The following is a 13191-nucleotide window of genomic DNA, read 5'->3' on the forward strand; positions in this document are numbered from 1 at the left end:
CCATTAGTAACGGCAAATAGACAAATCACGACTGTATGGTTAAAACGCAGGCCGCCTGCCCAATCGCTTTTATCGACTACATATTAGCGGCATCGCCATCCGTAACCGCGATATAGATCTCAACGACCGCATCTGCCGGATCGGCCGCGCGCCCGTCGTACCGTTCGAAGTCGCCTGTGAATGTACGGGTGCCATTGCCCTCCGCGAACCATGCCCATATCCGTCCCCAAGCTTCGGGAACAACCTTCGCGACCGGTCCGCGTTCTGTCGTGAACACGGCATAGCGAGATGCGGGCAGGTCAATTGTTTTCCACTCCTGGTCAGGCAGTCCGGACGGTTCCGATTCCTCAAGTAGACGATGCCCCAGCAGTATCGTGTACTCACCGCTCGCATCGCTCTCATATTCGGCGTAAAGTCCATACATGTTGGACGGTTCCGCATAACCGCTTAATGCGGAAGTAACGCCCTTGGCATGGAAAGCCCCCCACAGCGCCGGAATTTGCCCGCCCGGTCCCGCTTCTGCGGCATTCGTCGTTCTCCCTGCCAGACCGCATAATTTCATCGCTTCCACTTTCTCATATCGAATATTCATCTGTTATTCCCCTCTCGGCTTGTCCACTTTATTATACGACGACATTACTGACAGCTGTGTGGCAGGGTTCCTGCACATCTCCTAGATTAATCCTTCCGCGATTAACGCTCGCATTGCTTATCGAATCCAGGGTTATATACACCATGGCGGTGACGTATATGAGAAATCGCGATCAGCTTCTCCTCCTGGAAGAAGCCCTCCGCGTCCTCGATGGACATCCCCAGCACATCGTTATTCGACTTGTCCTTGCTGCTTGTGCACAGCATGTTGATTAGCTCCGCCTCTCTCGCTACATCGCCTGTTGACAGATTTAATGAGAATGAATATCATTGAGAAAGGAAAGTGCAGACCACACCCGGAAAGGTCGGTACGAGCGGATGAAGAAAATCAAATATTGCTGCCGGAATTTCAGAAGGCATGGCTCGAAGGCCGTATACAAAACGATCAAGGATGAATACCCCGATCTCAAGCAGAAGAAGAAGGACTGCCTAGGCAATTGCAAGCTATGCGTCAAGCAGTGCATCGTCATGATCGGCAAGAAAGAGGTCATCGTCGCACCGACTGCCGACATGCTGGTTGAGGAATTAAAGAAGCGAATAGGCTAAAATCATCCAATTGTGATACACTATAGAGACTGATGTCCAGCCGCTCGCAGCCGTTGCCATGCATCCTGCGCAGGGGCTTGTCTGCCGTTAGAACCGATGAAAGGTGCGTGAGGCCCATGATGAACGATAAGCTCAGTCAGGCTCTGAACGATCAATTGAATTTCGAATTTTACTCCGCCCAAGTTTATTTGGCCATAGCCGCGTACTGCTCGGGAGAAAGCTTGGACGGGTTCGCGAATTTCTTCATCGTCCAGGCCGAGGAAGAACGGTTTCATGCCATGAGAATTTACAAGTACCTGAACGACCGGGGAAAACGCGTCTACTTGCAAGGCATGGATACCCCTAAGAACGAATACAAGTCGATTCTGGAAGCGTTCGAGCACGCTTATGAGCATGAGCAGATCGTAACGCGCCGCATTTACGATCTGTCCGATATTGCGATGAACGACCGCGAGCATGCGACCATTCAATTTCTGAAATGGTTTATCGATGAGCAGGTTGAAGAAGAGTCTATGTTCGACAGCATCATTAACAAGCTGAAGCGGATCGACCAGGACAGCAACGCCTTCTTCATGCTCGATAACGAGTTCGCGCAGCGCGTATTTACGCCTCCTGCGGTGTAATAGCCTTATAAATCAGAAAAAGGACGGTCTCCGCGGAGACCGTCCTTTCTTCTTTATTATTGTTCCGTAGACTGGGATGAATCCAGCCAGTTGATCAAACCATCGAAAAATATTGCCGATAATTGGATCTTTCTTCGTCCATTGATTCTCATTTCATATCGCCTACTCCCTATACTCCCTCCTACAAAAACCAACTAAATACAATTAATTAAAATAAATAACACAATCTTTACTTGGATTTTACACCCCATTTACACTTATCCCCTACACTATGAATGTCTGAACCGGGTCAACACAAGCAAAGCCAACGAAACACATGTTTATCCATTTTGCTACGTTAGGAGATTGGCCATGAATCGAGAGGGACTGACCATACGAAATGTCCGAAAGTCGTTTGGATCCTTTCAAGCGTTAAATAACATTGCTATCGACATTCCAAAAGGCAAATTCACTTGCTTGCTCGGCCCGAGCGGATGCGGCAAAACGACTCTTCTGCGCATTATTTCCGGCTTGGAACGGCCGGACTCCGGAACGGTGCTGCTCGGAGGACGCGACATCACGATGCTTCCCGCGGCCAAACGAAACTTCGGCATTGTATTTCAATCCTACGCGCTGTTCCCGAATTTGACGGTTGCCGCCAATATCGCGTATGGGCTGAAAGGAAAAATGCCTCGCCGGGACGTGGAGGCAAAGCTCGATGAGATGCTGCGGCTGATCGACCTGGAAGGTATCCGCGATCGTTATCCTTCGCAGCTGTCAGGCGGCCAGCAGCAGCGCGTCGCATTAGCCCGCGCCGTGGCCATGTCGCCGGAGGTGCTGCTGCTGGACGAACCGCTGTCCGCGCTTGATGCGAAGGTGCGCGTCAAGCTTCGGGAAGAGCTTTGTCTGCTGCAGCAGCGCCTTGGGATCACGACCGTCATGGTGACTCACGATCAGGAGGAAGCGCTCACGATGGCGGATCGGATCATCGTCATGGATCACGGCCTCGTGGTGCAAACCGGTACGCCTCAGGAGGTATACGACCGGCCGAGCACGCCTTTCGTCGCCGATTTCATCGGAGCGATCAACTTCTTCCCCGAACATGCAGCGGATAAGCAGCTCTATGCCATGCGCCCGGAACATATCATTATCGCACCTGACGGAGCAGTGGACACTGCGGACGGTTCCCGATCGTTCCGCGCCATCATCCAGCACATTGAGTTTCGCGGTTCATTCTACCGGATCAGCCTGCTTCCGATAAGCGATCATGGCGGCAAGGCAGCCTCGGCGGTTACGGTCGATGTATCGGCGCAAGCTGCTCAGCAGCACGACCTGAGACGCAATACCGTCATGACGCTGCAGCTTCCGGCCGACCGTCTGCTGCAATATCCGGTTGAAGCAGACGGGGCGTATGCCGAGGCTCGCCTATGATAAAAACCGATAACGCAGCGCGGATCGATTCTCAGCCCGAACAGCCGCCGAATCATCACGGACCCGCGCCGGGCGGCAGGCTCCAGAGCTCCTTAGCGCGATTCCGGCGCACTTGGGGCACAGCCGAATGGATACAAGCCGCAGCACTGCTGGCCATGCTCATATCGCTCGCCGTCCTGATCATTTTGCCGCTCATTGCCATTTTCAAACAAGCTTTTCTGACCGTTGACGGCAGCTATGCGGGTCTTGCTTATTTTCGAGCCTATCTCGAATCCCCGGCTCTGCTGCAGTCGCTTCAAAATACGGTTTTCGTCTCGTTCATGACAACGGTCATTGCCGTACCGCTGGCGTTTCTGCTGGCTTACGCGCTGGCCCGTACCGACATTCGCGGCAAATCGCTGTACAAAGCAGCGGCACTGCTGCCATTGTTCGCACCGACGATGATGCACGGTATCGGACTGACTTATTTATTCGGCCATCAAGGACTCATCTCCACCGGTTTCTTCGGCTGGCTGCCTTTTGAGATGCGGATTCCCCTATACGGACCGGTCGGCATCATTATTTCAGAGGTTATCTACACGTTCCCGCAAGCATTTCTGATCTTGTCAGCCGCGTTGTCCATCAGTGACTACCGGCTGTATGAGGCTGCTGAAACGCTTGGGGCGAGCAAATGGAAGAAGCTGTTCACCGTAACGCTGCCTTCCGTCAAATATGCGCTTATGAGCGCCATTATTGTCTGCGCCACGCTAAGCTTTACCGATTTCGGCGCTCCCAAGGTGGTAGGCGGGCAGTTCAACGTACTGGCAACGGATATTTTCAAGCAGGTCGTCGGTCAGCAAAATATGGCCTTGGGAGCCGTCGTCAGCATCGTGCTTACCCTCCCGGCCGTCGTTGCATTCATTATCGACCGGGTCGTCACGCGCAGGCAGCAAGCGTACGTCACATCCAGATCGACGCCTTATATTGTAAGGCCTCACCGGACGCGCAACGTCATGGCCCATACGTATGCGGGAATGATTGCGCTGGCGATGCTGGTCTTGCTCGCAGCGGTTGTCACCGCGTCGTTAGTGAAGGTGTGGCCGTACCAGATGACCCTCTCCTGGGACAACTATAAATTTACCGATTCAGCCGCAGGCGGCTTCGCGCCATTCTGGAACAGCTTGCGAATGGCTGCGTTAACCGCCGTCATCGGTACGTTAGTCACCTTTATATTCGCGTACTTGATTGAACATATCCGCATCCTGCCGTTCTTGCGGCAAACCGGTTATTTTCTCTCTATCGTGCCGCTGGCTCTGCCAGGTCTTGTCATCGGTTTGGCTTATATTTTCTTCTTCAACGACCCCGGCAATCCGCTCAACGTCATTTACGGAACGATGAGTATTCTCGTGCTGGCGAATATCGCCCACTTTTACTCCGTTCCCTTCATGACCGCAACAACGTCGCTGAAAATGATGGACAAAGAATTCGAGAACGTCTCCTTGTCGATGAACGTTTCCCGGATTCGTTCATTCATGCGGATTACACTGCCTCTTTCGCTGCCGGCGATTATGGAGATGGCCATCTATTTCTTTATCAATGCCATGGTAACGGTATCTGCGGTCATTTTTCTGTACGGCGCGGATTTGAAGCCTGCGTCCATCGCCATCGTCAGTATGGACGATGCCGGAGACACCGCTCAAGCGGCGGCCATGTCCGTGTTGATTATCTTCACGAACCTGATCGTCCGCCTGCTCTACGAAGCGTATTCCGCCCGCATCCGGCGCAAGACGGCCGCTTGGCGCGAACGTTAAACGGAGCCTTGCAAAACAACAGAGCCTATGCTTACGATGCAAGTTTTGCTCGATTTCCGCTTCCAACGAAGCGATGTACCTCACAAAACTTAGGCCCATGCTTTCGAAGCAAGTTTTGCTCGATTTCCGCTTCCACGAAGCGATGTACCCCACAAAACTTTTAGGAGGAATAAAGAATGATCAAAGCAGTAATTGTGGATTGGGCAGGGACGATGGTTGATTACGGCAGTTTTGCTCCGGTGGAAGCTTTCCGCCGAATGTTCCTGGAGCGCGGCATCGATGTACCGGCTTCCGTTGTCCGGGGTCCGATGGGGCGGATGAAGAAAGACCATCTTCGCGACATTTGCGCCGCACCGGAAGTCGCGCAAGCCTGGACGGCGAAATATGGCCGTCCGTCCGAAGAAGCCGATATCGATCAAATGTATGAAACGTTCGAACCGATGCTCATGTCCATTCTCCATGAATTCGCCCAGCCGGTTCCAGGCGCCGTCGAGCTCACGGAACGGCTTCGAGCAAGCGGAATCGCCATCGGATCCACGACAGGCTACACCCGCCCGATGATGAACATCATTAAGCCCGAAGCGGCGAAACGCGGTTATGCCCCCGATGTCGTCGTAACGCCGGACGAAGTGCCGGGCGGCGGCCGGCCGCATCCGTGGATGGTCTATCGCGTCGCCGAGCTGCTCGGCGTTTATCCGATGCGGGCTATTGTTAAATGCGGCGATACGGAGGCGGATATGCTCGAAGGGCGCCATGCCGGAGCATGGACCGTCGGTGTCGTATTCGGCGGCAATGAGCTCGGCTTGAGCCTGGAGGAAACGAAGGCACTATCGGCCGCGGAACGCGAACGGCTGTATGTAGAAGTGTCCGACCGCCTGACCGCAGCCGGTGCCCATTACATCATTCGGGAAATCGGGGAACTGGACGGCGTCATCACGCATATTAACAATGCGCTCGTACGGGGTGAACAGCCATGATCAAGCCATTATCTCCCGCTCCATCGCCGGACGTAAAACCCGTCGTTCCAAACGCAAACCCCTATTTGCTTCTTACGCCGGGCCCGCTAAGCACGACCGCGACCGTGAAGGAAGCGATGCTGCGCGATTGGTGTACATGGGATAACGAATATAACCGGCTCGTTCAGTCGATCCGCGAGCGGCTTGTCCGCTTGGCCGCGCCATCCAATCCCGCCGAATACACGGCCGTTCTCATGCAAGGCAGCGGCACGTTCAGCGTTGAGGCCGCGCTCGGAACCGCGCTTCCGCGCAATGGCGGCAAGCTTGCTGTCATTACGAATGGCGCTTATGGAGACCGTATGGCCCAAATAGCAGCCGTCCATGGCATCTCTACTGCCGTTATTCCATTCGGGGAGGTTGCGAGCGTTCAACCGGATACGCTCGAACAGGCATTAGCGGAGGATCCGATGATTACCCATGTGGCCGTCGTCCACTGCGAGACGACGACAGGCGTTCTCAATCCTCTTGCAGATATTGCGAAGGTCGTCCGCCGTCACGGTAAAACGTTCATCGTCGATGCAATGAGCAGCTTCGGCGGCATCCCTCTCGACATGGCCGAGCTCGGAATCGATTTCTTGGTCAGCAGCAGCAACAAATGCATTCAAGGCGTCCCGGGCTTCGGCTTCGTCCTCGCACGCGGAGAAGCGATCGGGGCATGCCGCGGCAATGCCCGCTCGTTATCGCTCGATCTGTACGATCAATGGGAGACGATGGAGCGGATGCAGGGCAAATGGAGATTCACGTCGCCCACTCACGTTGTCCGCGCCTTTGACCAAGCGCTGGTTGAGCTTGAGCAAGAAGGCGGCATCGAAGCGCGCCATAACCGGTATGCCGATAATCAGCGGGCGCTCGTCGAAGGAATGGAAGCCGCGGGATTTGCGCCGCTGCTGCCGCGGGAACTGCAATCGCCGATCATCACTTCGTTCCGCTGCCCGGAGGACGGAGGCTTCACGTTCCAATCGTTCTACGAAACGCTGAAACAAGAAGGCTTTGTCATCTATCCCGGCAAAATTTCCTCCGCCGATACCTTCCGGATCGGCAGTATCGGCGAGATATATCCAGGCGATGTACACCGCTTGCTAAAGGCAGTTGCACATTATAAAGCGCTGTCCGCCAGGCAATAACGGCACCGCCGGATTGTGCAGAGCAACGGTTTTTCTCCATACCTTTTCCATTCGAAGGGAGTTATTGAACATGAAAGTATTTTGCTTGGGCGGCGCGGGCCGCATCTGCCGGGAAGCGGTGCTGGATCTGGTCCAGCATACGGAATTCGAACAAATTACTATTGGCGACTATAACGTGGAAGAGGCTGAGCGCGTAGCCGCCGAGCTTAACGATCCTCGCGTCAATGTCGTACAAGTCAATGTGCGCGATCACGACGCTACGGTCCGCCAAATGCGCGGCTACGATATTGTCATGGACGGCACGACCATTACGCTGAACGGGCTGTCGACGGCATGCATCGCCGAGGCGGGATGCCACGGCATCAACTTGAACGGCTTCGGGGAGGAAGATCGCAGCCACGAAGGCTTCGTAGAACATGGGCGAACCTGTCTGCCGGGCTTCGGCATGACGCCTGGCGTAACCCAAATGATGGCCATGCATGCCGCCAATCAGCTGGATGACGTTCATGATGTGCGCGTCAGCCACGGGTCGTATCGCCCTATCGCATTCTCCAAGTCTATCGCAGAAACGACAACGTACGAGTATGATCCGCAGCTGCCGGGCCGCATCGTTTATGAGAACGGCGAATTCATTCAAGTGCCGCCTTTTGCCCGTCCTCGCGAAATCAAGCTGCCTGAGCCATACGGCACTGCCGTTCAATACATCATTCCCCATGCCGAGACGCGCACCCTTGCCCGCGCCCTGCAAAGCAAAGGCGTCCGATTGATCGAAGTACGGGGAACTTGGCCGCAGCAAAATATGCGCCTTGTCCGGGCCCTGTACGAATACGGGTTTATGCGGAATGACGCGATTCGTGTCGGCGATGCGGAAATCGGCATTATGGATGCGATCGGGAGCTATTTATGCGATGCGCCGGAAGGCAGCCAAACAGAACTGTACGGCTATGCGCTGCACGTCGAAGTAACCGGTGTGAAGGACGGCATTTCACGGCGCCATACGCTCACCCATACCCATCCGTCGTCCGACGGTTCAGTGCCGGGCTGGGAAGCGCTTCGCGCCTACACGCGCAACGTCGGGATTCCGCTTGCCATCGCAACGGAGCTGATCGCAACAGGCCAGACATTATGTGCGGGCCGCCCTGGAATCGTAACGCCTGAGGAGGCATTCGAGCCATCTGCTATTTTCGATCAGCTCCGCAAACGCGGCATTCACATTCACGAAACGATTGAGAATTTGTAAACGGACGACATGCAAATGCAAATCATTGTGGCAGTGTCCGCAAGTGTTGCAATCGTGAATACCGGTTGTCACTTGTCGGCAAAGCTCCGGATGATTGATCACGCAAAAAGGAGAATACGACGATGTCGCTTGCCGGGGAAGAACGAAAGCAGATTATATTAAACATGATTCAGCTTCAAGGAAAGGTTCGTTCGCCCGAGCTCGCAGCCAAGCTTGAGGTGTCATCGGAAACGATCCGCCGGTACTTGGAGGAGCTCGAGCTTGAGAACAAGCTGAAGAGAGTTTATGGGGGCGCGGTCAAAATCAACGTGGAGCGCGAAGAGCCCGTCTATGTGCAGCGGGAAGTGCTGCAAGCCGCGGAGAAACGCCTGATCGGCAGCGCCGCGGCTGCTCTCGTGCAGGACAAAGAGGTGATCATCCTCGATGATGGTACGACAACGCTGCAGATGATCGACATGCTGGCGCTCAAAAGCCAGTTAACCATATTGGTCACGTCTATGTATACGCTGAATTCGCTCATCGCCTACAAAAACCGCGGCGTATTCGACGGCGAAATCGTCCTTCTCGGCGGGCGCGTCAACCCGAAGCATTATCGGACCTCCGGCTCGCTGGCCGTCCATTTCATGTCCTATTTCCATGTCGATAAAGCATTTGTCGTGGCGGACGGGCTTCAAATCGACGGAGGCGTTACGAGCTACGAGGACGAGCGCGCCATGCTTTCCCGCGCATTCATGAAGCAAGCTAAGCAAACGATTGTGCTCGCAGACCATACCAAGCTCGGCACGAACCACTATTGCAAGATTGCAGGCTTGGAGGAGATCGACATGATTATCAGCGATGTAGCTCCGCCAAGAGAATGGAAGGACAAGCTGGACGAGAATGACATTCATTGGATCGTGGCGGAATAACGGGCCGGAATGCTGCCGGCCTTTCCATTATATGAATAAGGACTACGCCTGTGCATCGGCGTAGTTTTTTCATGATAACACACGATAAAACAACCAAACAGAAAACAAAACAAAATATTTACTTGTATTTTACCTTCGTTTAACGAATCCTCCTTATAGTATAAGGAGCAAGAGCACAGAAAGAAAAAGGGAGCGATAACAATGAAAAAACGTTGGTTACTCATCATGAGCGCATTCATCGTCTTGTCCATTTTATCGGCATGCGGCAGCAAAAACAACGCACCGGAAACAAATGGAGGCGGCAATAATGCGGCCGCCGCGGCTGGCAGCGCTGAAGCCGGCGTCGACACGGAAAGCAAGGAACTGACCGTCTATACCGCGCTTGAGGATGATCAAATCAACGAATATCTGAAGACGTGGAAGAGCAAATACCCGGATGTGAAGCTCAATATTGTACGCGACTCAACCGGTATCATCACAGCGAAGCTGCTTGCCGAGAAGGACAATCCGCAAGCCGATGTCGTCTGGGGAACCGCTGCAACGAGCCTTCTCGTGCTTGACCAGAACGGCATGATCGCACCCTATTCCCCCAAGGGCATCGAGCGGATCGAGCCGAGCTTCAAGGATAGCGCGAATCCCGCGCATTGGGTCGGCATAGATGCTTGGGAAACGGCCTTCACGGTCAATACCGTGGAGCTCGAGAAGAAAGGAATTGCGATCCCGCAATCTTATGAGGATCTGATTAAACCCGAGTATAAAGGGCTGATCACCATGCCTAACCCCGCTTCCTCCGGCACGGGCTTCCTGACGGTATCCGGACTCGTTCAGCTCAAGGGCGCCGAGCAAGCTTGGGCTTACCTGGACAAGCTGCATGAGAACATCGGCTTGTATACGCACTCGGGCTCCAAGCCTGCGAAGATGGCCGGTACGGGTGAATACCCGATTGGCATCTCGTTCGGATACCGCAGCATATCGGAGAAGAAGAAAGGCTCTCCTGTCGAAACGGTATTCCCGGCAGAAGGATCCGGCTGGGACGTAGAAGCGAACGCGCTCGTGAACAAACCGGCTATCAAGCAAGTGGCGAAGGACTTCCTGGACTGGGCAATTTCCGATGAAGCCATGCAGGAGTACAACAAGAATTTCGCCATCGTTTCCGTGAAGAGCGATTCCAGCGTAATTCCTGAAGGATATTCGAAGAACCCTGTCGAGCAGTTGATCAAGTATGATCTGCAGCAAGCCGCTAAAGACCGGGAAGCCATCCTCGGCGAATGGACGAAGCGGTACGACGGCAAGAGCGAACCGAAATCATAATAGTCCGCAAAAATGGCCGGCGCGTGTAGAAACTACATCGCGTCCGGCCATTTCCATTGCGGGGGTGACAATCTCGATAATGAGTCCTGTTCGTTCCGCTAGAACAAACCGGCAGATAACGGAGTATCAGGACCGGTATTTGTTCTTTAGTATTCGTCGTATCCTGGAACGGCTGCTAATTTCTAATAACGCATGATGGCATCTTCATCCCCGACGGGGCAGGAAGGCCTGTACCGCAATCCGTTCTCCGTAATTTCCGGATTGGATGCAGCCGAATAGCACATGATGAAGGATCTTCGGTGCCGGTCGGATTCGTTCGCGGCCGAAGCATGGAGCAGGTTGCTGTGAAAGAACAGCACCGAACCAGGCTTTAATTCGCAATAGACCCGCTCGAACATGGACTCGATCTGATTTAACCGGGCTTGCTCCGCTCCCGTCTGGGTGCCTACTCTCCCGTGGTCCAGCCTGCCTATTCTATGCGAGCCTCTAAGCACCTGCAAGCAGCCGTTCTCGACAGTGGAAGCGTCCAATGCGACGAAGGCGCTGATCAGGTTCGGGAAAACAAAGCCATGGCCGTACCAATAGCCGTAATCCTGATGCCATTCCCACGCGCCGCCGGATTTCGCTTCCTTGAGCATCACCTTCCCGTGAAAGAAAGAAGCGTCTTCGCCGAGCAGGATCCGGACCGAATTGACAATCCGGGGCGCCGTGCTTGCGGCAGACCAGATATCGTCCCGCAAATCATACCAGAGAGCCAGTCTCGAACTTCTGCCCGAAGCGTCCCGAGGGCCCCCTGCGTTCGCTTGCGCGACGCCCTCGCCCCGTTCTACCGTGTCAATCATCCTTCCAACTTCCTCTTGGCTGAATACGTTCTCCAGAATGACGTAACCGTCACGTTGATAATCGAACACATGTTGATGCGTTAACATGAAACCCGCCTCCTATTATCGATGAGCTCGGCATTTGCTCTTCTAGTTTAGCCAACCGGCAAGAAGGGCGTAAACCTCGGGAACGGCTAAATACCCATACGATTCTGCTGACTTGACGGGCAGGCATCCCGCACTTACAATGACTTTCATAATCAGGAACCTGTAACGACAATCACAGGACGAATGAGGGATCCGTTCATGGACGATAAACCGCGCAATCGCGTATTGGAACAAACGCCCGCTCCGCCTCCAGGAGCTCTCGTGTCGGGCTACACGAACGAACCTTACGGTTTTTATGGCTACCGCTCTTGGGGTACCAAGGATTGGCTTGTCATGTTCACGCTCTCGGGTGAAGGCTGCGTGAGAAACGATGACCTGCTGCAGTACTGCCGATCCGGCGATCTGATCATTTTGCAGCCGGGAACCCCGCATGATTACTTCACTCCGGAAGGCAGCCATTGGGAGATGATGTGGGCTCACTTCATACCGAGATCGTCTTGGATGTCCTGGATCAATCTGCCGAAATTGTCCAAGGGACTGCTGTTCATCCATGTTCGTGATCCGGTAGTACAAGAGCGCATGCGCACGGCTTTCTCGAACCTCATTGCCGATAATCAAGCAATGAACCATCCATTGCGCGAAGAGCTCGGACTTAATTCGCTGGAGGAAATCATGCTGCTTGCCACAAGCCTGCACTCCGATTCGAAGCATAAGCTGGATCCGCGGATCCATGAAGTTCTGAATCTGATCTCCCATAACATAAAGGAGCCCTACAGCATCCGGGATCTGGCGCAGCACGTATGCCTTTCCCCTTCACGTCTCGCCCACTTGTTCAAGGAACAAACGGGCGATTCCATACTCGAATTTCTGCTTAAGATGCGCCTTCGCCAAGCCGCCAAGCTGCTGGAGTTCACCTCCCGCAATATAACGCAGATCGCAGCAGACGTCGGCTTTCATTCTCCGGACTACTTCACGCGCAAATTTTCGCAATACACCGGAATGACTCCGAGCATGTTTCGCAATAAATCGCTTGATCGAACCGGTTCGAATGAGGATGGCGATCCGTTCTTAGGTTAATCATGGGATCGTGTGGGAGCTGCGCTTCAACAAAAATAAAGCCGTCCAGACGAGCGTCCGGACGGCTTCTCCCATATAAGTCGAATCGATGATGGATGCACGATGATGCAGGCGTTCAATCACCGTCAATATGTTTTCAGGATCAAGCATTCATCTTGGCTTACCCCATCACTACCCTGCCCGGTGTGAATCACGGCTCTTCGGCTGTTGTTTCCTCCTACATGCTTAACGTTATCCTCATTAAATGGTTATAGTCCGCCGAATCCAGGAGAATGGCTGAGCCGTGCATACCTGCATAAAGAAAATTAGGCATCGGAATAATAGTAAGTGTTTATGACACTGGCAGATATATATAAAAAGGAGTCTAAAATGGAAAAAAGCGAACGTAACCCGGTTATCCGTTCTGAGGGTCAGAACGAAACGAATGGTGATGAAACACAGATCATTCTGGATGGAAAGGCAACTGCGAAGGCTCCAAGCGAGCCAAGTCTGATGGAGAGAACAAAAGAAGCATTGGAGAACATAGGAACCAAGATTAACGGTATTTGATATAAGGCTTGAACGTA

Annotated in this window: 15 protein-coding genes; 11 read left to right on the forward strand and 4 right to left on the reverse strand. The window is 53.7% G+C overall.

Going from position 1 to position 13191, the window contains the following annotated elements:
• Window positions 1–76 precede the first annotated feature (76 nt).
• Window positions 77–592 carry a GyrI-like domain-containing protein gene (locus L1F29_RS32445; protein ID WP_258386089.1) on the reverse strand — a complete coding sequence of 172 codons (516 nt, stop codon included), beginning with the start codon at window positions 590–592 and terminating at the stop codon, window positions 77–79.
• A 101-nt stretch (window positions 593–693) separates the two neighbouring features.
• Window positions 694–858, reverse strand: coding sequence for a hypothetical protein (locus L1F29_RS32450; RefSeq protein ID WP_258386090.1), 165 nt, complete (start codon window positions 856–858; stop codon window positions 694–696).
• A 111-nt stretch (window positions 859–969) separates the two neighbouring features.
• Here L1F29_RS32450 and L1F29_RS32455 point away from each other — a divergent pair, with 111 nt between their 5' ends.
• The 9 genes from L1F29_RS32455 to L1F29_RS32495 all read left to right on the forward strand — a co-directional run bounded on the left by L1F29_RS32455 (window position 970) and on the right by L1F29_RS32495 (window position 10619).
• Window positions 970–1197, forward strand: a complete 228-nt coding sequence (locus tag L1F29_RS32455) for a DUF1450 domain-containing protein (RefSeq protein WP_258386091.1) — start codon at window positions 970–972, stop codon at window positions 1195–1197.
• A gap of 119 nt (window positions 1198–1316) precedes the next feature.
• Window positions 1317–1820: a ferritin gene (locus L1F29_RS32460; protein WP_309252429.1), complete on the forward strand. Its 504-nt coding sequence runs from the start codon at window positions 1317–1319 to the stop codon at window positions 1818–1820.
• A 351-nt stretch (window positions 1821–2171) separates the two neighbouring features.
• On the forward strand, window positions 2172–3230 hold the full coding sequence (locus L1F29_RS32465) for an ATP-binding cassette domain-containing protein (protein WP_258386093.1): 1059 nt from the start codon (window positions 2172–2174) through the stop codon (window positions 3228–3230).
• On the forward strand, window positions 3227–5020 hold the full coding sequence (locus tag L1F29_RS32470; RefSeq protein ID WP_258386094.1) for a putative 2-aminoethylphosphonate ABC transporter permease subunit: 1794 nt from the start codon (window positions 3227–3229) through the stop codon (window positions 5018–5020). Before L1F29_RS32465 ends, L1F29_RS32470 begins: the two co-directional genes overlap by 4 nt.
• Before the next feature lie 176 nt (window positions 5021–5196).
• Window positions 5197–5997 (forward strand): phosphonoacetaldehyde hydrolase, encoded by an 801-nt coding sequence (gene phnX / locus L1F29_RS32475; protein WP_258386095.1) that lies wholly within the window; start codon window positions 5197–5199, stop codon window positions 5995–5997.
• A complete protein-coding gene (gene phnW, locus L1F29_RS32480; protein WP_258386096.1) occupies window positions 5994–7160 on the forward strand; it encodes a 2-aminoethylphosphonate--pyruvate transaminase in 1167 nt (388 codons plus the stop codon). The genes phnX and phnW overlap by 4 nt, the downstream gene beginning before the upstream one ends.
• A gap of 70 nt (window positions 7161–7230) precedes the next feature.
• Window positions 7231–8400, forward strand: coding sequence for a saccharopine dehydrogenase family protein (locus tag L1F29_RS32485; RefSeq protein ID WP_258386097.1), 1170 nt, complete (start codon window positions 7231–7233; stop codon window positions 8398–8400).
• 122 nt (window positions 8401–8522) lie between these two features.
• A complete protein-coding gene (locus L1F29_RS32490) occupies window positions 8523–9308 on the forward strand; it encodes a DeoR/GlpR family DNA-binding transcription regulator (RefSeq protein ID WP_258386098.1) in 786 nt (261 codons plus the stop codon).
• Window positions 9309–9509: 201 nt separating this feature from the next.
• Window positions 9510–10619 (forward strand): putative 2-aminoethylphosphonate ABC transporter substrate-binding protein, encoded by a 1110-nt coding sequence (locus L1F29_RS32495; protein ID WP_258386099.1) that lies wholly within the window; start codon window positions 9510–9512, stop codon window positions 10617–10619.
• A 182-nt stretch (window positions 10620–10801) separates the two neighbouring features.
• On the opposite strand, the gene L1F29_RS32500 is transcribed toward L1F29_RS32495, so the two are convergent.
• Complete coding sequence (locus L1F29_RS32500) at window positions 10802–11548, reverse strand: phytanoyl-CoA dioxygenase family protein (RefSeq protein ID WP_258386100.1); 747 nt, start codon at window positions 11546–11548, stop codon at window positions 10802–10804.
• Between the two features lie 198 nt (window positions 11549–11746).
• On the opposite strand from L1F29_RS32500, the gene L1F29_RS32505 reads away from it, so the two are divergent.
• Complete coding sequence (locus tag L1F29_RS32505; RefSeq protein WP_258386101.1) at window positions 11747–12625, forward strand: helix-turn-helix domain-containing protein; 879 nt, start codon at window positions 11747–11749, stop codon at window positions 12623–12625.
• Here the strand turns inward: L1F29_RS32505 and L1F29_RS32510 are convergent, their stop codons facing one another.
• Window positions 12626–12775 carry a hypothetical protein gene (locus L1F29_RS32510; protein WP_258386102.1) on the reverse strand — a complete coding sequence of 50 codons (150 nt, stop codon included), beginning with the start codon at window positions 12773–12775 and terminating at the stop codon, window positions 12626–12628. It abuts the gene before it with no gap.
• Window positions 12776–12994: 219 nt separating this feature from the next.
• Here L1F29_RS32510 and L1F29_RS32515 point away from each other — a divergent pair, with 219 nt between their 5' ends.
• Window positions 12995–13174: a hypothetical protein gene (locus tag L1F29_RS32515; RefSeq protein ID WP_258386103.1), complete on the forward strand. Its 180-nt coding sequence runs from the start codon at window positions 12995–12997 to the stop codon at window positions 13172–13174.
• Window positions 13175–13191 lie beyond the last annotated feature (17 nt).

Source organism: Paenibacillus spongiae (assembly GCF_024734895.1).
GTDB lineage: Bacteria > Bacillota > Bacilli > Paenibacillales > Paenibacillaceae > Paenibacillus_Z > Paenibacillus_Z spongiae.